Raw genomic sequence first — 23,206 nt, 5'->3', positions numbered from 1 at the left:
CCAAGGATCAGGCCACCATCGGTGCACTACGCAAATCCGCTGAGGGTCATGATGTTTCGATCCAAGCACTGTCCAAGAAAGAGACGACCGGTGCCAATTTCGCTGACTTCGCGGCGAACGCCAAGGCGCTGACCGGCAACAAGGACTGAACAGGTCCGCTGGGCGAGGGTGTGCCGGTGCGCGGAATGACTGATCGCACCGGCGCATTCGGCTGCGTATCGACGATATAGAGGAGTGTGGGTATGTCTTCAGGCATGAGCTTCGAGCTGACCGAAGATCAGGACCTGATCCGTAAGTCGGTGCGGGAGCTGGCATCACGGTTCGATGACCAGTACTGGATGGAGAAGGACCAGGCGCACGAATTCCCGCAGGAATTCTACGACGCCATCGCGCAGGGCGGCTGGCTCGGCATGACCATCCCGGAAGAGTACGGCGGCCACGGGCTCGGCATCACCGAGGCCACGCTGTTGGCGGAAGAGGTCGCCCGCGCCGGCGGTGCCATGAACGCCGCCAGTGCGATTCACATGTCGATCTTCGGCATGCAACCGGTGGTGGTGTTCGGCTCCGACGAGATGAAGGCCGCGACGCTGCCGCGGATCGTCAACGGCGACCTGCACGTCTGCTTCGGTGTCACTGAACCCGGTGCGGGACTGGACACTTCGCGTATCACGACATTCGCCAAGCGTGACGGCGATCATTACATCGTCAACGGCCGCAAGGTGTGGATCTCCAAGGCGCTGGAGTCCGAGAAGATCCTGCTGCTGACGCGGACCGAGAGCCGCGATGACGTTGAAAAGCGGGGAGGCAAGCCGACGGAAGGTCTCTCGCTGTTCCTCACCGACATCGACCGGGACCACGTCGATATCCGGCCTATCAAGAAGATGGGGCGCAACGCCGTCAGCTCCAACGAGGTGTTCATCGACGATCTGCGGGTCCCGGTCTCCGACCGCATCGGCGAAGAGGGCAAGGGATTCTCCTACATCCTGCACGGGCTGAACCCGGAACGGATGCTGATCGCCGCCGAGGCGCTGGGCATCGGACGAGTCTCGCTGGACAGGGCGGTCAAGTACGCCAAGGAGCGCGTCGTATTCGACCGGCCGATCGGGATGAATCAGGGTATCCAGTTCCCGCTGGCCGATTCGCTCGCGCGCCTGGATGCCGCCGAGCTGATCCTGCGCAAGGCCACCTGGCTCTACGACAACGGAAAGCCTTGCGGCCGCGAAGCCAATATGGCCAAGTACCTGTGCGCGGACGCCGGGTTCGCGGCAGCCGATCGCGCGTTGCAGACCCACGGCGGGATGGGCTACTCGGAGGAGTACCACATCTCCCGATTCTTCCGGGAATCGCGCCTGATGAAGATCGCGCCGGTCAGCCAGGAAATGATCCTGAACTTCCTCGGCGCCAACGTGCTCGGCCTCCCCAAGAGCTACTAGTGGCGCGCGTCGCGGCCGACCGTATGGTGATCTGATGAGTTCCGCACAAGGACCGGCAGCCCCGCTGGCCGGTGTCACCGTCGTGGCCCTGGAACAAGCGGTGTCGGCGCCGATGTGCACCCGTGTGCTGGCCGACTTCGGTGCCCGGGTGATCAAGGTGGAGAACCCGGCCGGCGGCGACTTCGCCCGCCACTACGACGACGTCGTCAACGGCCCGGGTGGCCTTGCCGCGCACTTTGTGTGGGCCAATCGCAACAAGGAATCCATTGCGCTGGACTTGAAGTCGGCCGACGGCATCGAGATCCTGCACCAGCTTCTCGACCGTGCAGATGCGCTGGTGTCGAATCTGGCGCCGGGCTCCACCGCCCGGCTCGGCATCTCGCCTGACCAGTTGCGCGAACGGCACCCCGATGTGATCGCCGTCGAGATCGACGGATACGGGGCCGGCGGCCCGCTGTCGAACAAGCGCGCTTACGACCTGTTGGCACAGTCGGAGTCTGGATCATGTGCTGTCACCGGCTATCCCGGTATGCCGGCCAAGCCTGGGCCGCCGATCGCCGACATTTCCACCGGGCTCTACTCAGCGCTGTCCATCATGGCGCTGTTGATCTCCCGCGGTCAGCGGAAGCGCCGGGGCGCAGCCGTCACTGTGAGTCTGTTCGACACGATGATGGACCTGATGGGCTATCCGTTGACCTACGCCCAGCACTCCGGGGTCGATCAGCAGCCCTTGGGAATGAACTCCCCGGCGGTCGCGCCCTACGGCTCCTTCGAGACTGCCGACAACCAGACCGTCGTGCTCGGCACCACCAATGACCGGGAGTGGCAACGGCTGGCGCGCGAGATCATCGAGCGTCCCGACTTGGCCGACGACCCGCGCTTCGCCACCAACTCCGATCGGGTCGCCCACCGCGATGTCCTCAACGAGGCCATCCAAAGCTGGTGTGGCCAGCACGATCTCGCTGAAATTCAGAAGACCGCGGACACCGCGGGCATCGGCAATGCCCGCTACAACCTGCCCAGCGAGGTGCTGTCACACCCTCAGCTGTCGGTTCGCGACCGGTGGCGGACGGTGCAGACCACGGCCGGGCCGATCGAGGCCATCCTGCCGCCGCCGATCATCGAGGGCTACGAGCAGCCGATGGGGCCGGTGCCCGGTCTCGGTCAGCACACCGATGCCTTGCTGGCCGAATTGGGCTTGTCCGGCCACGAGATCGGCCGGCTGCGCGAGCAGGGTGCTGTCGCGTGAATAGTTCTTACGAGTAAGGAGCGGGATCAGCCATGCGGGAAGTGGTGATCGTCGAGGCGGTACGCACACCGGTCGGCAAGCGGAACGGCGGACTGTCGGGCATGCACGCCGCCGACCTGTCGGGCCTTGTGCTCAACGCGCTCGCCGACCGTACCGGGCTCGACCCGTCGACGGTCGACGATGTGGTGTGGGGCTGTGTGTCGCAGGTCGGTGATCAGTCCAGCAATATCGGGCGGTTCTCGGTCCTGGCGGCGGGCTGGCCGGAATCCATCCCCGGTACCACCGTGAATCGGGCGTGTGGATCCAGCCAGCAGGCATTGGATTTCGCGGCGCAGGCGGTGATGTCCGGTCAGCAGGACGTGGTGGTTGCCGGGGGCGTCGAGGTGATGAGCCGCGTTCCGCTCGGTTCGGCCCGCGCCACCGGTATGCCGTACGGGCCGAAAGTGCTCGAGCGCTACGACGACTTCTCGTTCAATCAAGGCATTTCGGCGGAGATGATCGCCCAGAAGTGGGGATTTTCGCGCACCGATCTCGACGAGTTCTCGGCGCGCAGCCACGAACTCGCCGCTGCCGCACAGGATCGGGGCGCCTTCGCCGACCAGATCGTGCCGGTCGCCACCGACGGCGGTGTGGTCACCGCCGACGAGGGCATCCGCCGGGGGACCACCGCCGAGAAGCTTGCGGGCCTCAAGCCGGCGTTCACCGAGGACGGCGTCATCCACGCCGGTAATTCGTCCCAGATCTCCGACGGCGCGGCTGCCCTGCTAGTGACGACCGCCGAACATGCTGCTGCGCAGGGCTGGACACCGCTGGCCCGCTACGTCGCCGGTGCGGTGGCCGGCGCCAACCCGGTGCTGATGCTCACCGGACCCATCCCGGCGACGCAGAAGGTGCTGGGCAAGGCCGGGCTGAGCGTCGACGACATCGGCGTGTTCGAGGTCAACGAGGCGTTCGCTCCGGTCCCGCTGGCGTGGCAGGCCGACACCGGCGCCGCCGCCGAGCGCGTCAACCCACTGGGCGGCGCCATCGCGCTGGGCCATCCGCTGGGCGGCTCCGGCGCGGTGTTGATGACCCGGATGCTCCACCACATGCGCGACAACGGAATTCGTTACGGACTGCAGACGATGTGTGAAGGCGGCGGCACAGCCAACGCCACCGTCGTCGAGCTGATCAACTGATAGGGACTTGATGCGCCGCGATCTGTTCACCGAAGACCACGAGGCGTTTCGCGAACTCGCTCGCGACTTCATCGAGAAGGAGGTCGTACCCGCATACCCGCAGTGGGAGAAGGCGGGTCGGATGCCGCGCGAGACGTTCGCCAAGCTCGGGGAGACCGGGATCATGGGTATCACCCTGCCCGAGGCGTACGGCGGCGGCGGGCAGGATGATTACCGCTACAACGTGGTGCTGCAGGAGGAAGCGGCGCGCGCCCTGGTGACTCTGTCCACCGTGCGCACCCAGCTCGAGGTGATCCTGCCGTACTTCCTGCACTACGCGAACGACGAACAACGTGCCCGGTGGTTTCCCGGGCTGGCCGCTGGGACGCTGCTGACCGCGGTCGCGATGACCGAACCGGGCACCGGGTCGGACCTGGCCGGGGTGCGCACCACGGCGGTTCGTGACGGCTCAGGGCCGACTGCGGATTACATCGTCAACGGCGCCAAGACCTTCATCACCGGCGGCATGCAGGCCGACCTGGTGGTCGTGGTGGCGCGTACCTCCACCGATCCGGACAACCGCCGCGCCGGGCTGACGCTGCTGGTCGTCGAGGACGGGATGCCGGGCTTCACGCGCGGGCGCGAGCTGGAGAAGATGGGCTGCAAGGTGCAGGACACCGCGGAGCTGTCGTTCGTCGACGTGCGCGTGCCGGCGGCCAACGTGCTGGGGGCCGACGGCCAGGCCTTCAGCTATTTAGGGCACAACCTGGCGCAGGAGCGGCTCACCGTGGCGGTCGGCTCGGTGGCGCAAGCCCGCTCGGCGATCACCGCCGCGATCGACTACACCCAGAGCCGCAAGGCATTCGGAACGCCCGTGGCCTCGTTTCAAAACACCAAGTTCGAACTCGCCGCCTGCTCGACGGAGGTGGAGGCTGCTCAGGCGATGCTCGACCGGGCGGTGGCCCTACACGTCGAGGGCGAACTCAGCGGTGCCGACGCCGCACGGGTGAAGCTGTTCTGCACCGAGATGCAGCAACGGGTGGTGGACCGCTGTCTCCAGCTCTTCGGCGGCTACGGCTACATGATGGAGTATCCGATCGCCAGGCTGTACACCGATGCGCGGGTGGCTCGCATCTATGCCGGTACCAGCGAGGTGATGAAGGTGATCATCGCCAAGTCGCTGGGGCTGTAACCGGCGCCGATTCGCGGCCGGTCGCTCACTCGAAATTTTTCGGCTGAGACCCTTGTCACACCGGCCCAAACCAACCTACTGTGTGTTCACTAGGTTGGTCCACGGAAGGGAGTGCAGTGACGGCGACCCGCCCCTACGCAACCCTTCTCGCCAAGGGTGAGGACCGTAAGCAGCGCATTCTCGACGTTGCCCAGCGACTCCTGGCGCGCAACGGCTGGCGCAACACCACCCTGGCTCAGATCGCCAGGGAGGCCGGCGTCACCGCCGCCGGGCTCCTGCACCACTTCGAATCCAAGGAACAGCTGCTGCACGCGGTGCTCGACGCACGCGACGCCGACGACAGTGAGCACGCTGACTACCGCACCGGCGACCTCGTCGAGGGCATCGCCGGAGCCGCAGAGCGGTTCGACCGCTCACCGGAGTTGGTCGGGACCTTCGCGGTGTTGATGGCCGAGAACATCGCACCCGACGCGCCATTGCACGACCGCCTGCTGAACCGGTACCGGGAGGCGCTGAAGATCGTGGCCGACGGGATCCGTCGCGGTCAGGCCGAAGGCCGCTACCGAACAGACGTCAACCCGGCCCTCAAGGCCGTCGAAATCCTCGCATTTGTGAACGGAATGGAGACCTCATGGCTGCTCGACCCATCGATACCGCTGATCGATGTGTTCCGGGAGTACTCCAAGTCGCTGGCGAGCCAGATGGCGCCGGTCGCCGGATCATGAGGTACCGGCTCGATATCGTCGCGCCCAGCGTGGTTGAGGCGGTGCAGCATGCCGGTGGCTGGATCTTCGACCGCGTGATGGCCGGCTGGGACGTCAACGTTCTGCTCGCCCAGCCCGGTGACACTCGCCCGCTGTCGATCCTCGGGGCCCAGACCGTCGATTTCGAATCCGTGCTCGCTGCCGGCGACGACCAGCCGCAGCCCCAGGCGCTGGCCGTCGCGGCCAATCTCGTGGACACCGATGCGCGGGTTCGCGAGGGTGTTCTTCGGGCGCTCGACTACGGCATGACCGAGGTGGCGCTCTGGGGTGAGGTGCAGCCGACTGAACTCGACCGCAGTGTGGATTCCGTCGAGCACCGGCTCAGTTCGGCGGCGCGCGTGTTCAAGGCGCAGGCACTGGCCGCCGCGGCAGTCGGCGATATCTCGGTCGCACCGACCGAGACCTTCCGAAGCGGCGCCATGAGCTGCCCGCCCATCGGCGCCGACCTGGTGCCGGCTAGCTGAGCTTCACCACTGCGGCTCGGCCCGCTTTGCGGGTGAGGTAGTCGATCTGCAAGTAGATCGAGTACAGCACCAACGGCGGCAGCACGATGAACGGCACGTTCTCGCCGATGAACTTGAACCACAGGCCGAAGCCGCCCTGCCCGATGTCGGTGAACCCGGCGCCCACCTCCGCCAGAAAGTACACCGCGGTGCTGCTCATCAAGATCGCGCAGCCGGCGAATGCCAGCCACAGGCAACGGATTCGGGATTCTGTCGTCAGGTCCGACCGGATCAATCGGGTCCAGGCGACGAAAACCGTCACGCCCGTGGCGACCCCGACGACTTCCAGGGCGAACGTCCACGGATTACCGCTGACATAGCGGGTGTCGGCCAGACCGTACTGCCACCACAGCCATTTCCACCCGGGATCGGTGGTCGGCGCCCACAGTCCGAACGGATGGCCGATGAGGAATACGAGCTCGTAGCCGATCTGGCTGCCCGCGGTGTAGGGCAGATAGAACAGCGTGAGCTCGGCGGCTTTGTCGAGTCGGGATCGCTTCTCGCCCGGCGCGTTCCACAAGATCACGAACGGAAGCAGCATCACCGGGATGCCGAAGATCAGGTTCGCAACCACGTCGGTGGTGAAGGTCGGCGCGACGATCCCGGTGCTGACGCCGATGGTCAACACGACGAACACGAGAGCGGTGAACAGCGCGGTGCCGGCATAAATCCGCAGCCGGCGCGGCGCCCACGGGTGCGCGAAGTTGGGTTCGTGGTCGAGCAGTGTCGTCATCGTGGTTGGCCTCCCCGGCGCAAGTGTCAACTACTTGATCGCGCCCGAGGCTCACCGGCCGCGCGGGGCCCGGCGAGCGCTATTCCTTGATGGAGATGGCTTGCCGCGGGCACTGGCGCACGGCTTCGCGGATCTGCTCCTCGTTCTCCGGGGTCACCTCGTCGTTGAGGACGTGGAGGTAGTCCTGGTCGTCCAGATCGAAGACCTCAGGGATGATGCCCACACAGATCCCATTGGCCTCACACAGGCCGAAGTCCACTTCGATCTTCATCGGAGCACCTTAACCGGGACGTGCGAGAAACCCGCGACGTTCTGCATTTGGACCCGACGCAGGCCGTCCCACTGCACTTCGTAGCGCGGCATGAAGTCGAGCATCTTCTCCAGCGCGATGGCGCTTTCCATGCGGGCGAGGGCGGCGCCCAGGCAGCTGTGGATGCCGTAGCCGAGGCCGAGGTTCTGCGCCTCGGTGCGGTCGCGGTCGATGTCGAAGGTTTCGGCGTCGGTGAAGGCCGCCGAGTCCCGGTTCGCCGACGCCAACAGGAGGAACACCGGTTTGCCGGCCGGAATGGTCCCGCTGGGCAACGTCGCCTCCCGCAGGGTGTAGCGCACGTTGTACTGCACCGGGCCCTCGTAGCGCAGCAGTTCCTCGACCGCCGCGGGGACCTTGTCCCGGTCGTCGAGCAGCTTCTGCCACTGCTCGGGGAAGCGGGCGAAGTTGACCGCCGCGGTCCCCATCAGCTTGGTCACCGTCTCCGCGCCCGCACCGCCGAGAAGCGTTGCGAAACCACAGATCTCGATGTCGTCCAGGCGGCGCAGGTTGCCGTCGTCGTCGGGGATCTCGGCGGCGATCAGGCGGCTGATCATGTCATCTTGCGGATTCTCGCGCCGCTCCTGCACCAGGCCGTAGTAGTACATCGCGGTGTCGATATTGGCCTGCATGCCGGCCTCGCTGTGCTCGATCTGCCCTGGTTCCCGGCTCAGGCTCGTGTCGATCCAGTGCCGAACCTGCTGGCGGTACTCCTCGGGCACTCCGGCCATCCGGGTGATGACCTCGACCGGGAACGGCCCGGAGAAGTCCTGGACCACATCGAACGCGTTCGGATCGACCGCAGCGAGATACTTGTCGACCAGTTCGTTGACGACATCTTTTTGCGACTGCACCGCGCGCGGCGTGAACGCCTTGTTCAGCAGGCTGCGCATATGCCGATGCTCGGGCGGATCCATGAAGATGATCGACTTCTGCGGCGGCTCATCACCCTTGACCATGGCCAGATCGCAACCCCGCGACGACGAGAAGCTCTCGTGGTCCTTCAATGCCGCCGCGACGTCCTCGTGGCGCGAGATCGCGTAGAAGTCCTCTTTGGCGTCGTAGTAGATGGGCGCCTCATCCCGCATCCGGCGGTAGATGTCGAACGGATTCTCGAAGTACTCCTGCGAGAACGGGTCGAAGACGAGTTCTGCTTGTGTCATTGCGTTCTCCTCCGAGGCGAGAGCTGGGCCAGAAGCGTTACGGAAGGCTGGTCGATTGTAACGCTAACAGTGGGGGTGTCGGGAGAGCGGAAAATGGCTGAATCACCTAACCTTCTCGCGGGAAAGACCGGCGTCGACCACCTGGTCGAGCAGGCCGAGGTCACTGCCCAGATCGGCCACCGTGGCGCGGACGACGGCCACGTCTTTTCCGATGAATTCGCCGACTGCGCCGATGAATCCGGCAGCCGAGCCGACGCCCGCGATCGAGCTCAACGCCCGGCTGGTGCCGCTGCCGTGGGGAAGGGCCGCCAGCAAGGTGGCCTCGTCGATGCCGAGCCGGCCGGCCAGCCGCACCGCCTCGGCCACGATCCCGATCTGGGCGGCGAACAGCGTGTTGTTGATGAGCTTCACGCGCTGGCCGTAACCCAGCGGCCCGACGTGCAGTACCGGATCGCCGTAGCTGGACAGCAGCGGGTGCACCCGCTGCACCGCCTTGGCTTCGCCGCCGACGAACAGGGTCACCGTTCCGGCGGCGATGTCGTGCGGTCCGCCACTGACCGGCGCGTCGATGACGTCGACGCCGTGCGTACCTGCCTCTTCGGCAATGGCTTCCGCGGTGCGCGGGCTGCCCGTCGTGTGCAGGATCAGCACCGCGCCGGGCGGCATGGCCCCGATCAGGTCATCGCCCAGGCAGACCTGCCGCACCTGCTCGTCGGTGAACACGCACACCACCACCGCGTCGGCCTCGCGGGCCAGCTCCGCCAGGCCATCAGCCGGTTGGGCACCCAATTCCTCGGCAGCAGTGCGCTTTTCCGGCGTACGACCCAAGACCGTCACGGCGTGTCCAGCGTCGACGAGGCGGCGCACCATGGGTGCACCCATGCGGCCGGCCCCGACGAAGCCGACCTTCATCGCGGATTGTCCATCAACCTCAGCGCCGCGTCCGCGGCGTCGAGTACGGCACCGGGCGTGGCGCCGGCGTTTTCGGCGATGCCGGCGATCAAGCTGACGTCCTTGTGCAAGAGCCCGGCCGCGACCTGCTTGAGGATGTCGAGACTGCCGCCGAACCGGGCCACGCTGCCCAGGGCGAAACTGTTCGCCGAGCCACGGGTGATCACCTCGGACAGGTTCTCGGGCGCGACACCCAGCGCCGCGCCGAGGTCGAGCGCGGTCTTGGCGGTGGCGATGTTGGCGGTGAACAGCAGGTTGTTGAGCAGCTTGGTGACCTGCCCGGCACCCACGCCACCGAGGTGGACGATGGGGTCGGCGTAGGTGGCGAACACCGGGCGGACCTTCTCGACGGTCGCGTCGTCACCACCGATCATCACCAGCAGCGTGCCCGTCTCGGCCGCCGGGCCGCCGCCGCTAACGGGTGCATCCACGACCGCCACACCCTGGGCGGCCGCGGTCTCGGCAAGCTGGCGGCAGGTGTCCGGATGCACCGTGGCGTGCACGGCGATGATGCCGCCCGGTTGCAGCCCGGACAGCACACCGCCCTCGCCGGTGGCCACCTCGAGTACGTCGGCGTCGCCGACCACGCACAGACACACGAGGTCGCTGTTGGCGGCCAGCTCGGCGGGGGAGTTCGCGACCGTGGCCGCGGTATCGGCGAATGGCTCCAGTGACGCCGCGCGCCGGGCCCACAGCGTGGTCGGGTAGCCACCCTCGACGATCCGGCGTGCCATGGGCGCGCCTTGGCTCCCCAGCCCGATGAATCCGACGCGCATTAGCCAGCCTCCTGGTCCACATCAGTGGTTATGCATTGGTCTACGAATGACAAGACGCTCGAATGGTATTGCGCCGCTGCGATACCCAGGCTCAGATTGTGGCCGGAACCCTTCTGGTGGTGGATGTCGACGCTGGGCGCTTTGGCGAACGCCGCGGCGATGTCGGCCAGTGCCTCGGGCGTGGAATCCCACACCCGCTCGTGCTCGGCCGCGGTGAACCGGACCGGGACGGTGACCTGGCCGGCCAGCGCCGGGAAGTCACGGCCGGCCCAATTGGCCGACACCTGCGCCTCCTGCGGTGGCGCGCCGGCCGAGCCGACGGCGTTGACGACGTCGGCGGGGTAGAGCTCTTCAGGTGCCCAGATCAGCTCACGGATACCCGCGGGCCGGTAGGTCGGGGTGGCCTGCTTGAGAATCGCTGCGGCAGCCGGGTATTGGCGTAGCCCGGTGCCGGCCAGCTCGAGGCCCAGCAGGTCGCCTCCACGCTCGGCGACGGCCATCCGCAGCGCGAGTTCGCACCCGTTGGAGTGGGCCATGATGAACAGCCCCGCGCCGCGATCCCGCTTGCCGAGCATTGCGTCGGCGGCCGCGTAGGCCAGCTCGACGCGGCGTTCTGGCTCCCACATCTGATCCGAGTAGGGGGCCGATGCGCCGTAACCGGGCCGGTCCAATGCCACCGTGCTGAAACCCGCTGCGGCGGCGCCGCGTAACAGCGACAGCTCCGGGTGGCCGGGGCAGTCGAAATAGGCCGCCGAGGATGCTCCGCCGTGAAACGCGACGATGACCGCGCGGGGGTCGGGGGCCTCGGCGAACAGACCCGACATCGGGATGCCGTCGACGGGGACCACCCGGCGGGTGGGCGCCTGGCTCATGCGCGATCCGCCTTCGGCTTCTCGCTCGCCGCGCTAGTCATCAACCCGCATCAGCAGCACTCCGCTCGGCGTCAGGCCGCCGCTACTGGCCACGGCGACGGTGGCGCCCTCGACTTGCCGGTCGCCGGCCTCGCCCCGCAGCTGGCTGACGGCCTCGTGGATCAGGCCCATGCCGTGGGTCCGGCCGTGGGAAAGCTGACCGCCGTGGGTGTTCAGCGGTAGCACCCCATCGCGGGCGATGTTGATGCCGCCATCGAGGAAGTCCTTGGCTTCACCTATACCGCAGAACCCGAGCGCCTCGATCCACGACAGACAGTTGAACGTGAACCCGTCGTAGAGCTCGGCGACGTCGACATCGCTGGGGCGCAACGATGTTCGCGTCCACATGTGCGCGGACTGGCCGAGCACCTGCGGCTCGTGGGTCAGCGTCGTCTGATCCCAGTCCGTGCGTTCGATGATCTGCGTGCCCACCGCCTCGAACAGCACAGGTCTCTTGGGCAGATCGCGTGCGGTCTCCACCGCCGACACGATCACGGCGACCGCGCCGTCGCACGGCACGTCGCAGTCGTAGAGCCCGAACGGCGTGGTGATCGGCCGCGCCGACAGGTAGTCGTCCATCGTCATCGGATCGCGGTAGATAGCCGTCGGGTTGAGCGCCGCGTTGGCTCGCTGGTTGAGCGCAATCCAGCCCAGTGTTTCGCGGGTGGTGCCGTACCGTGCGAAGTGCCGTTGGGCGTTGAGCGCCAACGTGTGTGCGGCCGAGGTGGCGCCGAACGGCATCTGCCAGCTGCTGGTGCGCAGGCCGCCCGGGGGAGCCATCTTGCCTTGCTTGAGAAGCTCCTGGAATGTCGACTCCCACAAGGTGCGGAAGCACAGCACGTGCCGGGCCATCCCGGTGGCGACGGCCATCATCGCGGCGATGATCGACCCGCCGGGGCCGAACGTGTCCATACCGCCGTTGATCCACGTGGGGCGCAGGCCCAGGGCGCCTTCCAGTGCGGTCACGCCGCCTTCGCCCATGCCGGCGATGTCCAGGCCGGGGTAGGTGGACAGCCCGTCGATGTCGGCGAAGGTCAGGCCCGCATCGGCGACGGCCGCCTCGCACGCCTCGACGGTCAGCGACAGCGGGTTGGCCATCAGTCGCCGTCCCAGCCGCGACGCGCCGATACCCGTGATCGCCGAGCGATCTTCGAATTTGGTGGTGGTCAGGGGCGGGCGCACATGTTTGGCGAAGTCTTGCGGGGCGATCTCGTCGGCCGGCGTCTCGACGATCTTCTTCGGTGTCACCGGACGGAACAACGGCAGGTAGACGTCGTCGTTCTGCTCGAAGACGACTTCGACGAGCTGGCCCAGCTCCAGGTCCTCGGGGTCGGCGTCGATGATGTTGGTGGTCAACCGGACTCGCGGGTCCTCCGAGATTGCCACCTGCGCGACGACGTAGGGCGCAGGCAGTCCTGGAATGCTGAATCGCTGGTTGACGGTGAATGCCGAGAGCACCGCCTGCCCGCTGACCGGACGGGCTTTGAGGTCATGGCTGCCGCAGTAGCGGCACACCGGCTGCGGCGGGTGGATCAGCGACGTACAGCCCTGGCACTCCTGGATACGCAGCGTGCCATCGGCACCGGCGGTCCAGAAGAACTCGTTCTCGGCGGTGATCTGAGGCAGGGGAGCACGACTCACTGGGCGAAGCCCCAATGGGCCTCGAAGACCGGCGTCTCGTCGGTCGTTGGCTCCGATCGTGTCGCGCCGTTGAATTCGTCGCCGGTGATCTCGATGATCGCGTGCACCGGACAGTCGAACAGTGCCCGCAGGACATCGCCGCGGTCGGCCTCGTCGACGGTGCCGTCCCCGATGAGGGACGCATACCCCCAGTCGTCGAGGGAGAAGTGCTTCGGCGCGTGCTTGGCGCAGACGCCGAAACCGTCACAGACCGTCCGGTCCAACCGGATTCGCATGTTGTCGCTCATGGCTGGGTCACCGCCTCCACCTCGTAGGGACGTTGGGCGCTGAAGGCAGCCGAGCGGCACGGATCACAGGCCCCGTCCAGATGCTGTTCGACCAGCTGCGGGAACTGCGCGAGCAGGCTGGCAGCGACGTTGGCCGCCCCGTCGAGGGTGGCGCACGCACCGCGGCCGCGAAGCACGACTGACCAGCGCTGCAGGCGTGCGACGTCCTCGGCAGTGGCCGCGCCGTCGCGCAGCGCCCCGGCTACAGCGGCCATCGCCGCGGTGCCGTTGAAACACGACCCGCACTGCCCGGCGTTTTCGCGGTCGAAGTAGGCCAGCACCGAGGCCGCGACGGCCACCGGGCAGTCGTCGGTCAAGATCGCGATCGCGCCGCAACCCAGACCACAGCCCAGCGCGCGGAACGTCTCATGGTCGAGCGTGGTGTCGAGGACGTCGCGGTTCAGCAGCCCCGCGAAATAACCGCCCATCAGGGCGCCCTGCACTGCATCCGGTGAAACACCATGGAGTGCAAGCAGATCGGTGAACGGCATGCCGTGTGGGACTTCGTAGAGGGCCGGCGGGCGGCCGGCGCCGGTGATCGTCATCAGGAAGGTCCCCGGTGACGCGTCTGTGCCGGCCGAGCGGAACGCGGCGCCGCCGTGGCGCAGTACGTAGGGCAGGTTCGCCAGAGTCTCGACGTTGCTCACCAGGGTCGGATGCCCCGAGACGCCGTGCTGGAACGGTCGCGGGGGTTTGTCGGTCGGCTTGGCCGGCCCTCCGTTGACGGCCCGGACAGCGGCCGTCTCCTCACCGGCCACGTACCCCGGCGCCACGGTGACGATCGAAATCTCGAGGCCGCCAAACGTATCGAAACCGACCTCGTTCAGTGCGCTGTCGATGGTCCGCGCCGCGTCCTGGTCGGAAACGTAGACGAAGGCCCGCTGCGCGCCGACCAGCCGGGCGGCCAGCCGCACGCCGTCGAGTACCAGGTGCGGCCGATGGCGCAGCAGCCAGCGGTCTTTCACCGAAGCGGGCTCGCCCTCCTCGCCGTTGGCCAGTACCACCGTTTCGTGCCCCCTGGCATGCGCTGCGCGCAGGGTGCGCAATTTGACGGCCAGCGGGAAGGCGGCACCGCCGCGGCCCAGCAGGCCGGCGTTCTCCACTTCGGCGAGCAGCGCCTCGGCATTGTCGAGCAGCGCGTACCCGCCGGTGGACTCATACGCACTCATGCTCTCCACCGTCGCGGGCAGCCGCAGCAATCGGGGTGTGCAGCCGGGTGCACTGGCGACGGTCAAGGCCGTGGCCGCGGGTGCGGTCGCGTTCATCGGTCACCTCTTCTGATTCGGGCGCCCGGCATGCGGTCGCTAGGCTGAGACGCATGAGAACGGCAGTGGTTCGTGTCGATGTCGACCCGTCCGGCGGGCTGACGCCGGCGCAGCTCGCCGAGGGCGTTGCGGCGCTGCGCACGCTTGCCGAGCATGACGGCGTCGACGTGATCGACAACAACCTGGCCGCGATGCCGCGCGGCCGGCGAGAAGCCGAACTGCTGATCAGCAATGCCGACCCCGCTGACCCCGATGGGCTCAAGCACTTCGCGATTAGTCTGTGCGCCAAGGCATTCGGTACCGAGCCGGTCACCGGTGTGGTGACCTACGTCAGCCGTGGCACAGACGAGGACGCCCACGGGGTTCTGGCCGGTTTCGGATTGCGCGGCGACATCGCTCGCACCGCCGGCGACGACGGCTACGACATCATCCAGGTGACGTTGCGCAAGGACGATATGGTGCGCATCCCGGAGAGCCGGGTGCACACCGCACTCGAAGCCTCGACCAACTGCGAGATCCAGATCCGCATGGTCTGAGTGGAACGAGACGTTCATCGGCCGAGGAAGTCCAGGATGGCCGGGGCCGCCTGCACCCACGTGTCGAACATGTTGAACCGCTTGACCTTCCCGGATGCCCGGTCTTCGCCTGCCCGTTCCCAGGCGTCCTCCGGCCACGGCGGGTCGATCAGCGTGGAGCCCTTGATGAGGCAGTTGACTTCCAGCGACGTGCGTTTCGGGTGGTCCCAGTCATTCTCGCCGCCGCGGATGATCAGGGTGGGCACCTTGATGTCGCCGAAGAACTCGTCGTCGACGCCGGGGATCGCCTGGCCGGGTTTGGGGACGAACGCGTTGAGCCAGCGCAGCATGACACGCAGGAACTCGTCGGCATCCAGTGCCAGGATCCGGTCCTTGTTCGCCGTGTTTTCGGCGATGCGTTCCTTCCATTCATCCACGTGCAGAAGGCCTTTGATGCCCAACCCGCGGACTGCCAGGATGCTCGGCACCAGATAGTACGACCCGAGCACGAAACTGCCGTAGACGCCGCCGACGATATTCCAGGCCACCAGCTTGGTGACGATCTCGGGGTAGAGGATCGTCGTCAGGATGGAATCGCGCGCACCACCGGAGCCGCCGGCTATCACGCACGGGCCGATACCAAGGCCGGTGATCAGGCCGTGCAACGTCTCAGCGCGCATGTGGGATTCGCTCTGGCCGTAGAACTGCAGGTCGGACTTTCCGCAGTTGGGACGGTCCCACAGCAGCACTCGGTGGCCGCCCTTGACCAATTCCTCGGCCAGCGGACGCAAGCCCTCGATGTCCTTGCTGTATCGGCCACCGGGGGTCAGGGCAATGTAGTCGCCCTTGTCACCGAGGATTTCGTAGACGACGTTGCCGCCGTTGATCTCCAGAACCTGTTCGCCGTCGCGTAGCTGCGGACCGGCAGTCGTAGGCGTGCTCATGCCATCACGAGAACGTCGTCGCCCACCACACGGACCGGGTAGGTGCGGATGCTCCACTCCGGCTTGACCGCCGTGGTGCCTGTTGCCAACTCGAACCCCCATTGGTGCCACGGGCAATAGATGAATTCCATATCGCGCACCATCACCGCGTCGCCGGGAACGTTCTCATCGACGATGTTGCGGCCACGCGGGCGTCCCGAGCACAGCGGACCGCCTTCGTGCGGGCAGTAATTCGCGATGGCATAGAACGTGCCGTTGACGTTGTAGACGCCGACGCCGTGCCGCCCGATCGGTACCAGTTTGTGCGTCCCGGGCGGGATTTCGTCCACGGTGGCAACCACGTGCTCTCGGCCCTGCGCCAGGCGGGGCTGTTTCTTCGCTTCAGTCATATCCCGGGTCGCTCCGCTCCTGCCCTCCGATTAGTCATCGCTGTCAGAACACCCGCGTCTGACCCTCGAGGGCCGGCACGGTATCGGGCAGGCCGTACGTCTCGATGCCGTTTCGGAACATCACTGCTTCGCGGGCGTGCTCTGGCAGGTGCTTGACCAGCCAGCGCGGGTCGTCATAGGTCCAGTGCGGGTAGTCGGAGGAGAACAGCAGGATCTTCTCGCATTCCATCCACTCGAAGGCCCGCAGCAGTTCGGTCTTGTCCTCCGGGTAGTCCAGCGGCTGGGTGGTCCACTTGATGTGGTCCTTGACGTACTCGCTGGGTTTGCGCTTGATGTCCAGCCAGGACTTGCGGGCCTCGTAGATGGCGTCCATCCGCCACATCAGCGGCAGGATCCAGCTGAAGGCGTGCTCCACGAACACGATCCGCAGGGTGGGGAAGCGGTCGAAGAGCCCGTCGAAGATCATGCTCATCACCTGATTGGCGGCCAGCAGCGAGTAGCTGACCATGAAGTCGTGGTTGTAGCTCGGTAAGCCGACCGGCGGGATCGGCAGAGTCTCGAAGAAGCCGCGCGACAGGTGGCAGCTCACCGGCTTGTTGATTTTGGTGGCGGCCGCCCAGATCGGGTCGTATTTCGCGTCGCCCCACGATGGGCGAGGCTCAGCCTTGATCATGACCTGAGCCATGTAGGGGTGCTCGCCCCACTTCTCGATCTCGCGCGCCCCGCCTTCGGGGTCTTCGATCGCCACGCAGATCGACCCTCGCCAGCGTTCGTGCCAGTTGGTCTTGCTGTCCAGCCAGTGCTCTACCTGCCACGTGTTGTGCGCGTAGGACAGTGCCGCGGTCGCCTCCGGGATCCGGCAGGGTGCGTGCGCGGGCTCGAGAATGCAGACGTCGGCACCGGCCTCCATGACGGCCTGTCGAAGTGCCATGTCGGGGTCGCTGCAGGCGAACTCGCCGTCGTCGGGGAAGGAGTCGACCCGCATCGCGTAGGCGTGCGCATAGTCCGGTGAGTCGTAATAGATCGTTTCGCCGACCCGGTGGTTCTTGAAGTACTTGGTGCGGATCGGCTCCGGGATGTACTCCTGCAGCACGCCGCGCTTGGGCACCGGGTGGACGTCTGAGTCCACGCACCGGATGGCGACGCGCTCGGCCGGCGCGACTCGCTCTTGGCTATGGGTGAGAGTCATCGTGGTCTCCTTACCTCAGGTCTACTGTGCAGCCACGCCGGCCGGGATGTCTATGCCGTAGAGCCGCGCCGCGTTGCGCCAGCAGACTTTCTCGCGCTGCTCGGGCGTCCACGCAGCGGGCAGTGCGCGAACATCGCCGCAATGCCAGTGCGGATAGCTCGAGCCGAACATCAGCATGTCCTCTTTACCGGTGAAGGACAGCCACTCGTCGGCGAAATCGGCATCTCCCGGTCCGTCCAGGCTGTTGTGGATGAAGTGGACGTGTCCGGGCAGGTAATCACTGGGCATCTTCGGTGCCCACGGCGTCTGCTCCAGGTGCGGACGTCCGAAACAGTCCATCCGCCACATGAACGGTGTCATCATGTCGCCCGCGCCGTCGGCGAAGACGAACTTGAGGTCCGGCCAGCGCTCGAATACACCCTCGGCGATCAGGTTCATCAAGTGGTAGATGTAATTCAATGACATGAAGCCCAGGTACTGCTCGAAGGTCCTGGTGTGCCCGGACGGTGTCGGCGGAAACGCGATGCCTTCACCTGTCTCGATGTGGGTGGCCACCGGCAATCCCGCGTCCACCGCGGCCTGCCACAGATCCCAGAACTGTGGCTTGCCGTACAGCTCCCGAGACTGCAGCGGGATGCCGATCTGAACCACCCGAGGGTGGTTTTTGTATTTGTCGATCTCGCGCAGTGCGCCGCGGATGTCGTCGGGGTTGACCCGGATGGTGCCCCGGAACCGCTCTCCGAGTTCGGGATGGTCCAGCCAGCGCGACACCAGCATCTCGTTGTGCGCGGCCAGGATCGCGGTGCCCAGGTGCCGGTCGGGCATGATGCCCCGGCCCATCGGGTGCAGAACCGCGATATCGACCCCGCGTTCGGTCAACAGCTGCTGGGCAACGATCGCCGGATCCGATCCGGGGTACTGGCCGTCCGGCCCGCGTGTCCCTTTGAGGTATTCGCCACCTGGCGCGCCGTACCAGTCCATCTCGTAGTCGGGGAAGCCGCGGCTCTTGAACGGCTCCTTCATCACGCTGCGCAATTCGGGCGTCGACCCGAAGAAGATGTGCACGCTCGCATCGATCACGGGCGTCGTGGTCCCGTCGTGGTGCTCTATCACCAATCCCACCTTCCGGTGAACGCCCGGGCGTCGACGCATGCCTGCGGCGGCACGCTCGCACCGGACCATTCCAGTGTAAATCCTAGTTCTTCATTCGAAAGAATAGTGTTCTCGTGCTTGAGAGTAGAACCTCATTACCACTTTGCCTCACCCGGCCGTAGGCAGCAAGCAAATCAGCCGGTAGAGTGCGATACCGTCTAGGGAGAACCGGTGACGCACGAATGGAGAATTGGATTTCCATTCACGCCGGTCCCGTCCGTGCAGGAGGCAGCGGGTGCTACTGGAATTTGATGCTGATCAGCGGTTGTGGCAGGAGACCGTGCGCGACGCGGTGGCCAAGCAGTGCCCGGCTTCGCTGATCCGCGGGATTGCCGAGGACGGCGTCGACCCGGGTCCGCTGTGGGAGTCCTACGTCGACGCGGGCTGGACCGAACTGGCCGAGTCCGAGAACGCCGTCGAGCTCGCGATCGTGCTCGAGGAGTTCGGCCGCGCCACGGACCCGACCCCTTTCCTGGCCACCCTGACCCAGTTCGCGCCGCTGGCCGGTGACCGCTACGACCCGCAACAGGCGGGTACCGCGGTCTACAGCGGAGTCACCGCCCATCGGGATGCCGATGGCTGGGTGCTCTCGGGCACCGCCCGATGGGTTCTCGACGCCGACCGGGCGCAGAAGCTGGCCGTGGTGACCGACGGAGGGGTGTTCCTCGTCGAGGCCTCCGCCGCCATCGTCACCCGCATCCCGGTGTTCGACCCGGTGCTGCACGTCGCCGATGTCACCTTCCCGGGAGTTCATGTTCCCGATGAGGACCGCGCGCACTCCGATCCCGAACGGGCCCGTCACGTTGCGTTGACCGGACTGGCGATCACCACCGTCGGTGCCTGCCAGCGCGCTCTCGACCTGGCCTTGCAACACGTGAAGGATCGCCATCAATTCGGCGTACCGATCGGCTCCTTCCAGGCCGTGCAGCACAAGGCTGTCGATATGCATGTCGCGATCGAACGGGCCCGTGCCCTGGCGTACTTCGCCGCGCTGACCATCAGCGCCGACGACCCTCGCCGGCGGCTGGCCGCCTCGATGGCCAAGGCAGCGGCCGGCGACTGCCAGTCGGTGGTGTTCCGGCACGGTCTGCAACTGTTCGGCGCCATGGGATTCACCTGGGAAAACGACGTCCAATTCGCGCTCAAGCGCGCCAAGTCCGGCGAGCTGATGATGGGCGGTGCCGCCGAGCACCGCGCATTGATCGCCAAGGAGTACAGGGAACTGTAGATGCAGCTTTCATTCGATCCCGAGGTCGAGGCGTTCCGCGACGAGTTCAGCGCGTTCCTCGACGCCAATCTGCCCACCGAGGCCGAAACCCTGGAGCGGCCGCGGTCGGTATCCCATATGCCGGCATGGGCGCGTCGCTGGCAGCGTCTGTTGTTCGACAACGGCTGGCTCTTGCCTGCCCAGCCGCCCGAGTTCGGCGGCCGCAATGCCTCAATCCTGCAGCAGTTCGTCCATCTCGAGGAACTGTGCAACCGCCGGATCTACCACAGCTTCAACCCGCAGGGCGTCAATATCATTGCGGCATCGCTGATCTCGTTCGGATCCGACGAGCAGAAGCACCGCTGGGCGGTACCCGTGCTCAAGGGGGACAAGACGGCCTCGCTGGGTATGAGCGAGCCGAGCGCGGGATCCGATCTGGCATCACTGCGCACCCGCGCCGTCCTCGATGGTGATCATTTTGTGGTCAACGGCCAGAAGGTATGGACCTCAGGGGCCCACGACGCCGACTTCCTGCTGACGTTCGTTCGCACCGATCCCGATGCGCCCAAGCACAAGGGCATCAGCGTGCTGATCATCCCGACCGATCTGCCCGGAGTGGTGTGCCGGCCGTTCGCGTCGATCTGCGGGATCGATGACAAAGACTTCAACGAGGTGTTCTTCACCGACGTCCGCGTTCCCGCCGAGAACCTCGTCGGCCCGCTCAACGGCGGCTGGGGAGTGGCCAATGGATCCCTGGGCCACGAGCGCACGATGATGTGGCTGGGATTCGCGGACCGCATCGCGAACATGATCGGAGACTTCGCGCCGCAGACGCCGTTGGAGCAGGACCAGTACGCCTCGGTGATCATGGACTATCAGGCGTTGCGCCTGATGGGGTCGTCTGGCCTGGCCAAGGCCGCTCGCGGGGAATCCGACGTGGCATCGGTGTCGGTGGTCAAACTGTTCGGTTCCGAGGCAGAGCTGCGGGCGTCCGAATATGCCCTTGCGGCAGCCGGTTCCGACGGCCTGGTGCATCCATCCAGCACGGGGCCCTACGCACACATGAACCTCGACCATTACTTCGCGAGTTGGTTCGAGCGCCATGCGCGAAGCTTCTCGGGAACGATCGCCGGGGGTACCTCGGAGATCCAGCGCAACATCATCGCCCAGCAGGTGCTGGGCCTGCCGCGCGGGAAGTAGGCGCGGCCGCTCGAGCGGCCTGATCTGTTCGCGTTGGCGCGGACGGCGTATCCGTCGTCCGCGCCTGCTAGCGCCTGCTTTCCGCGCCGAGATTGATTCGCGCGCGAGGTGGGTACATCCTCAATCTCCCCAGTGGAGCGGTAGCGCTGGAAGCCCACTGGCGTTGCCGCCAGAGTCGTTTGCTGAACTGATTCTGCGATCAGTCCTCGCGCTCTCAGGAATTTCTAGGATTTCGCGGCCCGGGCGGGTAGTGAATAGAGCTGCAGTTAATTCTCAAATCAACATATTTCATCGTGCTGATGCGACTACAGCGAATAGTCATCGCCCCGAGTTCACGGAACAGAACCCTTTCTCGCCGGGCTCGTGACTTTGTGTGCTCAACGACTGGCCAACTGCTACTAGACGTCGAAACGCTTGAGTCGAAGATGCCCGGCCGTCGCATGGTTCAAACCTGTTTCTGCAAACTCATACGCGGGCCACGTCGCCGCGGCCCCGTGACTCAGGTGGGGCATGTTCGCCGGCCGCTGCGGCGTGTCGTAGCTGTGAATCTCCATGAATTTTTTCTGTGAGCGTCCCCGCAGCCCGCCGGCTGCGGCGAACAGCTCATCGGGGCCATGTGGTGGCCTCCTGCCTTGCTGATCGTTCGCTTGGCTCACGGTTTGCGTGCGTAGGCCGACGTGGTTGCGGGGTGCTTGCGGCGCTGGTTCCGCACGCCCCAGTCATGTGATCAGCCGCGCTCAGGGCAGGTCTCGGCCGGTGTCTTCCCGTTCACGTCACGACCAGCTGCCGAAAGTGTGCAGCAGACGAATGGTTCTTTGCTGAATTGCAATATACGAGTTCGTCAAATAATCGCAGTTAATATCCGTACAGCTAATCGATGGCATTCAAATCAAAAATAGCCACAGCAACCAAGAAAATCTCAGAGGATCCGCTTGGCTACTTAGGTTCTTCTCAGGTAAGTTCGCGCTTGTCGGGGCACAGCCATTGTTGAAGGGATAGTCATGGACGTTGCTGTTCGGTCGTATCTGACCGCGGGGGTGGCAGTCTTCGGGGCCAGCGCGATTGTGCTTGCGCCCATTCAGGTGACACCGCCTGATCTTCACTTGACGCGAGACCGGGCACTGTCCGCACTCGCCGATGTGTCACTGTCCTCACTGCAAGACGTCATCCAGGCCATCGACGATGGCTGGAACGGCGTGCGCGGCGGGCTCAATGCACTGAACGGCGCGGCCGATAACGCGATCACTCAGCTGGGTGACGCTCTTCAGTCCGCTCTGATCAACGGAATCGGTTCGGGGAACACCGCGTTGCAGTCCGTCGTCGACGGACTGCTCAACGGCGGAAGCGCGCTCGCGCACGCGGTCGACAGTGCGCTGGCTGCCTTCCCGGATCCGCAGATCTTCATCAGCGCGCTGGTACAGGCGTTCAGCAATGTCAATATCAACCTCGGGCTGGCCCTGCAGGCTGCGCTTAACGTGAGTGTCCAGGGTGCTGCCGATCTGGCCAGGGCCCTCCTCGCCGGCGGTGCCACGCTGGCCGCGGCGTTCAATGCTGCGGTGGCCGCATTCCCGAGCCCGGCAGACTTCGTTGCAGCGCTTACCCAAGCGCTGTCGGCAGTCAACCCGACGCTGGGCATCCTCGCCAACGCGCTGACGACCTTCACCGGACAGCTGAACCAGACCCTCCAGGCTGGAATTGCAGCTGGACTCACCGGTTTCCAGGCACTGCTCAACGCGCTCAGCAATCCGGCCAGTGCACTGGCAGCGGCATTCCAGGCGGCGCTGGCGGCGTTCCCGAACCCGCAGGCATTCATCAGCGCGCTGGTTCAGGCGTTCAGCAATGTCAACGTCAACCTCGGGCTGGCTCTGCAGGCAGCACTGAGCATCAGTGTCGATGGCCTGCAAGGATTTGTCACTGCCTTGGAGAACGGCGGTGCGGCTCTGGCCGCGGCGTTCAACGCCGCGTTGGCCGCGTTCCCGACCCCGGCGGCGTTCGTGGCGGCGCTGACCGGCGCGCTGGCGGCGATCAACCCGACCCTGGGTGTGTTGGCGAGTGCGTTCACGACCTTCACGGGTCAGTTGGCTGCCACCCTGCAGGCGGGGATTGCGGCGGGGCTCACCGGTTTCCAGGCGCTGCTCAATGCGCTGGGTAATCCGGCCAGTGCGCTGTTTGCGGCGTTCCAGGCGGCTTTGGCGGCGTTCCCGAACCCGGCGGCGTTCATCAATGCGCTGGTGCAGGC

Annotated in this window: 22 protein-coding genes and 3 pseudogenes; 11 read left to right on the top strand and 14 right to left on the bottom strand. The window is 65.9% G+C overall.

Translation table 11 applies throughout. The features are described from left to right. From CG716_RS30985 to CG716_RS28695, 7 genes and pseudogenes are all read left to right on the top strand, one after another. Nucleotides 1–149, top strand: a pseudogene (locus tag CG716_RS30985) (amidohydrolase family protein); the annotation flags it as partial. A gap of 93 nt (nucleotides 150–242) precedes the next feature. Then, nucleotides 243–1,433, top strand: a complete 1,191-nt coding sequence (locus CG716_RS28720; protein WP_165774346.1) for an acyl-CoA dehydrogenase family protein — start codon at nucleotides 243–245, stop codon at nucleotides 1,431–1,433. A 34-nt stretch (nucleotides 1,434–1,467) separates the two neighbouring features. Next, complete coding sequence (locus tag CG716_RS28715) at nucleotides 1,468–2,682, top strand: CaiB/BaiF CoA transferase family protein (RefSeq protein ID WP_094484546.1); 1,215 nt, start codon at nucleotides 1,468–1,470, stop codon at nucleotides 2,680–2,682. Nucleotides 2,683–2,714: 32 nt separating this feature from the next. Continuing rightward, entirely contained in the window at nucleotides 2,715–3,860 is a 1,146-nt protein-coding gene (locus tag CG716_RS28710) for a thiolase family protein (RefSeq protein ID WP_094484545.1), read from the top strand. A 10-nt stretch (nucleotides 3,861–3,870) separates the two neighbouring features. Then, nucleotides 3,871–5,031: an acyl-CoA dehydrogenase family protein gene (locus tag CG716_RS28705; RefSeq protein WP_094484544.1), complete on the top strand. Its 1,161-nt coding sequence runs from the start codon at nucleotides 3,871–3,873 to the stop codon at nucleotides 5,029–5,031. 116 nt (nucleotides 5,032–5,147) lie between these two features. Continuing rightward, a complete protein-coding gene (locus CG716_RS28700) occupies nucleotides 5,148–5,756 on the top strand; it encodes a TetR/AcrR family transcriptional regulator (RefSeq protein WP_094484543.1) in 609 nt (202 codons plus the stop codon). Then, nucleotides 5,753–6,259, top strand: a complete 507-nt coding sequence (locus CG716_RS28695) for a hypothetical protein (protein ID WP_094484542.1) — start codon at nucleotides 5,753–5,755, stop codon at nucleotides 6,257–6,259. Before CG716_RS28700 ends, CG716_RS28695 begins: the two co-directional genes overlap by 4 nt. Here CG716_RS28695 and CG716_RS28690 read toward each other — a convergent pair. The 9 genes and pseudogenes from CG716_RS28690 to CG716_RS28650 all read right to left on the bottom strand — a co-directional run bounded on the left by CG716_RS28690 (nucleotide 6,252) and on the right by CG716_RS28650 (nucleotide 14,371). Then, nucleotides 6,252–7,031 (bottom strand): emopamil-binding protein, encoded by a 780-nt coding sequence (locus tag CG716_RS28690; protein ID WP_094484541.1) that lies wholly within the window; start codon nucleotides 7,029–7,031, stop codon nucleotides 6,252–6,254. The genes CG716_RS28695 and CG716_RS28690 overlap by 8 nt on opposite strands. Nucleotides 7,032–7,110: 79 nt before the next feature. Continuing rightward, nucleotides 7,111–7,302, bottom strand: a complete 192-nt coding sequence (locus CG716_RS28685) for a ferredoxin (protein WP_094484540.1) — start codon at nucleotides 7,300–7,302, stop codon at nucleotides 7,111–7,113. Next, the gene (locus tag CG716_RS28680; RefSeq protein WP_094484539.1) at nucleotides 7,299–8,501 is read right to left on the bottom strand and encodes a cytochrome P450; all 1,203 of its coding nucleotides are present in this window, start codon (nucleotides 8,499–8,501) and stop codon (nucleotides 7,299–7,301) included. Before CG716_RS28680 ends, CG716_RS28685 begins: the two co-directional genes overlap by 4 nt. A gap of 102 nt (nucleotides 8,502–8,603) precedes the next feature. Continuing rightward, a pseudogene (locus CG716_RS28675) lies at nucleotides 8,604–9,464 on the bottom strand (NAD(P)-dependent oxidoreductase); the annotation flags it as partial. Beyond that, nucleotides 9,410–10,228, bottom strand: coding sequence for an NAD(P)-dependent oxidoreductase (locus CG716_RS28670; protein WP_094484537.1), 819 nt, complete (start codon nucleotides 10,226–10,228; stop codon nucleotides 9,410–9,412). The gene CG716_RS28670 and the pseudogene CG716_RS28675, both read right to left, overlap by 55 nt. Beyond that, nucleotides 10,228–11,100 (bottom strand): alpha/beta hydrolase, encoded by an 873-nt coding sequence (locus CG716_RS28665; protein ID WP_094484536.1) that lies wholly within the window; start codon nucleotides 11,098–11,100, stop codon nucleotides 10,228–10,230. Before CG716_RS28665 ends, CG716_RS28670 begins: the two co-directional genes overlap by 1 nt. 33 nt (nucleotides 11,101–11,133) lie before the next feature. Beyond that, nucleotides 11,134–12,780, bottom strand: a complete 1,647-nt coding sequence (locus CG716_RS28660) for a thiolase C-terminal domain-containing protein (protein WP_094484535.1) — start codon at nucleotides 12,778–12,780, stop codon at nucleotides 11,134–11,136. Further along, nucleotides 12,777–13,055 carry a ferredoxin gene (locus CG716_RS28655; protein ID WP_207760814.1) on the bottom strand — a complete coding sequence of 93 codons (279 nt, stop codon included), beginning with the start codon at nucleotides 13,053–13,055 and terminating at the stop codon, nucleotides 12,777–12,779. Before CG716_RS28655 ends, CG716_RS28660 begins: the two co-directional genes overlap by 4 nt. An 8-nt stretch (nucleotides 13,056–13,063) precedes the next feature. After that, nucleotides 13,064–14,371, bottom strand: coding sequence for an NADH-ubiquinone oxidoreductase-F iron-sulfur binding region domain-containing protein (locus CG716_RS28650; RefSeq protein ID WP_094484533.1), 1,308 nt, complete (start codon nucleotides 14,369–14,371; stop codon nucleotides 13,064–13,066). 53 nt (nucleotides 14,372–14,424) lie between these two features. Here CG716_RS28650 and CG716_RS28645 point away from each other — a divergent pair, with 53 nt between their 5' ends. Continuing rightward, complete coding sequence (locus tag CG716_RS28645) at nucleotides 14,425–14,907, top strand: hypothetical protein (RefSeq protein ID WP_094484532.1); 483 nt, start codon at nucleotides 14,425–14,427, stop codon at nucleotides 14,905–14,907. 14 nt (nucleotides 14,908–14,921) lie between these two features. On the opposite strand, the gene CG716_RS28640 is transcribed toward CG716_RS28645, so the two are convergent. From CG716_RS28640 to CG716_RS28625, 4 genes are read right to left on the bottom strand one after another with little or no spacing between them, the layout of a single operon-like run. Further along, nucleotides 14,922–15,830, bottom strand: coding sequence for an alpha/beta fold hydrolase (locus tag CG716_RS28640; RefSeq protein WP_094484531.1), 909 nt, complete (start codon nucleotides 15,828–15,830; stop codon nucleotides 14,922–14,924). Continuing rightward, entirely contained in the window at nucleotides 15,827–16,219 is a 393-nt protein-coding gene (locus tag CG716_RS28635; RefSeq protein ID WP_094484530.1) for a Rieske (2Fe-2S) protein, read from the bottom strand. The genes CG716_RS28640 and CG716_RS28635 overlap by 4 nt, the downstream gene beginning before the upstream one ends. Nucleotides 16,220–16,262: 43 nt before the next feature. Continuing rightward, nucleotides 16,263–17,408, bottom strand: a complete 1,146-nt coding sequence (locus CG716_RS28630; RefSeq protein ID WP_094484529.1) for an amidohydrolase family protein — start codon at nucleotides 17,406–17,408, stop codon at nucleotides 16,263–16,265. A gap of 21 nt (nucleotides 17,409–17,429) precedes the next feature. Then, nucleotides 17,430–18,521: an amidohydrolase family protein gene (locus CG716_RS28625; RefSeq protein WP_094484548.1), complete on the bottom strand. Its 1,092-nt coding sequence runs from the start codon at nucleotides 18,519–18,521 to the stop codon at nucleotides 17,430–17,432. 274 nt (nucleotides 18,522–18,795) lie between these two features. On the opposite strand from CG716_RS28625, the gene CG716_RS28620 reads away from it, so the two are divergent. Both CG716_RS28620 and CG716_RS28615 read left to right on the top strand, forming a co-directional pair. After that, complete coding sequence (locus CG716_RS28620) at nucleotides 18,796–19,788, top strand: acyl-CoA dehydrogenase family protein (RefSeq protein ID WP_094484528.1); 993 nt, start codon at nucleotides 18,796–18,798, stop codon at nucleotides 19,786–19,788. Continuing rightward, entirely contained in the window at nucleotides 19,789–20,967 is a 1,179-nt protein-coding gene (locus CG716_RS28615) for an acyl-CoA dehydrogenase family protein (protein ID WP_094484527.1), read from the top strand. Nucleotides 20,968–21,365: 398 nt separating this feature from the next. Here CG716_RS28615 and CG716_RS29990 read toward each other — a convergent pair whose 3' ends face one another. Beyond that, nucleotides 21,366–21,623, bottom strand: a complete 258-nt coding sequence (locus CG716_RS29990) for a hypothetical protein (protein WP_133067041.1) — start codon at nucleotides 21,621–21,623, stop codon at nucleotides 21,366–21,368. A 345-nt stretch (nucleotides 21,624–21,968) separates the two neighbouring features. Between CG716_RS29990 and CG716_RS28610 the strand changes: the two are divergent. Further along, a pseudogene (locus tag CG716_RS28610) lies at nucleotides 21,969–23,206 on the top strand (hypothetical protein); the annotation flags it as partial.

The organism is Mycolicibacterium sphagni, from assembly GCF_002250655.1.
Lineage (GTDB): Bacteria > Actinomycetota > Actinomycetes > Mycobacteriales > Mycobacteriaceae > Mycobacterium > Mycobacterium sphagni.
The sequence above is the reverse complement of the archived record's forward strand: the minus strand, read 5'-3'. Positions and strand labels throughout refer to the sequence as shown.

Bases quoted from the DNA above. Each gene is read 5' to 3' on its own strand.
- CG716_RS28720 (WP_165774346.1), top strand. From the start codon at position 243: ATGTCTTCAGGCATGAGCTTCGAGCTGACCGAAGATCAGGACCTGATC.
- CG716_RS28715 (WP_094484546.1), top strand. From the start codon at position 1,468: ATGAGTTCCGCACAAGGACCGGCAGCCCCGCTGGCCGGTGTCACCGTC.
- CG716_RS28710 (WP_094484545.1), top strand. From the start codon at position 2,715: ATGCGGGAAGTGGTGATCGTCGAGGCGGTACGCACACCGGTCGGCAAG.
- CG716_RS28705 (WP_094484544.1), top strand. From the start codon at position 3,871: ATGCGCCGCGATCTGTTCACCGAAGACCACGAGGCGTTTCGCGAACTC.
- CG716_RS28695 (WP_094484542.1), top strand. From the start codon at position 5,753: ATGAGGTACCGGCTCGATATCGTCGCGCCCAGCGTGGTTGAGGCGGTG.
- CG716_RS28690 (WP_094484541.1), bottom strand. From the start codon at position 7,031: ATGACGACACTGCTCGACCACGAACCCAACTTCGCGCACCCGTGGGCG.
- CG716_RS28685 (WP_094484540.1), bottom strand. From the start codon at position 7,302: ATGAAGATCGAAGTGGACTTCGGCCTGTGTGAGGCCAATGGGATCTGT.
- CG716_RS28680 (WP_094484539.1), bottom strand. From the start codon at position 8,501: ATGACACAAGCAGAACTCGTCTTCGACCCGTTCTCGCAGGAGTACTTC.
- CG716_RS28670 (WP_094484537.1), bottom strand. From the start codon at position 10,228: ATGCGCGTCGGATTCATCGGGCTGGGGAGCCAAGGCGCGCCCATGGCA.
- CG716_RS28665 (WP_094484536.1), bottom strand. From the start codon at position 11,100: ATGAGCCAGGCGCCCACCCGCCGGGTGGTCCCCGTCGACGGCATCCCG.
- CG716_RS28655 (WP_207760814.1), bottom strand. From the start codon at position 13,055: ATGCGAATCCGGTTGGACCGGACGGTCTGTGACGGTTTCGGCGTCTGC.
- CG716_RS28650 (WP_094484533.1), bottom strand. From the start codon at position 14,371: ATGAACGCGACCGCACCCGCGGCCACGGCCTTGACCGTCGCCAGTGCA.
- CG716_RS28645 (WP_094484532.1), top strand. From the start codon at position 14,425: ATGAGAACGGCAGTGGTTCGTGTCGATGTCGACCCGTCCGGCGGGCTG.
- CG716_RS28640 (WP_094484531.1), bottom strand. From the start codon at position 15,830: ATGAGCACGCCTACGACTGCCGGTCCGCAGCTACGCGACGGCGAACAG.
- CG716_RS28635 (WP_094484530.1), bottom strand. From the start codon at position 16,219: ATGACTGAAGCGAAGAAACAGCCCCGCCTGGCGCAGGGCCGAGAGCAC.
- CG716_RS28630 (WP_094484529.1), bottom strand. From the start codon at position 17,408: ATGACTCTCACCCATAGCCAAGAGCGAGTCGCGCCGGCCGAGCGCGTC.
- CG716_RS28615 (WP_094484527.1), top strand. From the start codon at position 19,789: ATGCAGCTTTCATTCGATCCCGAGGTCGAGGCGTTCCGCGACGAGTTC.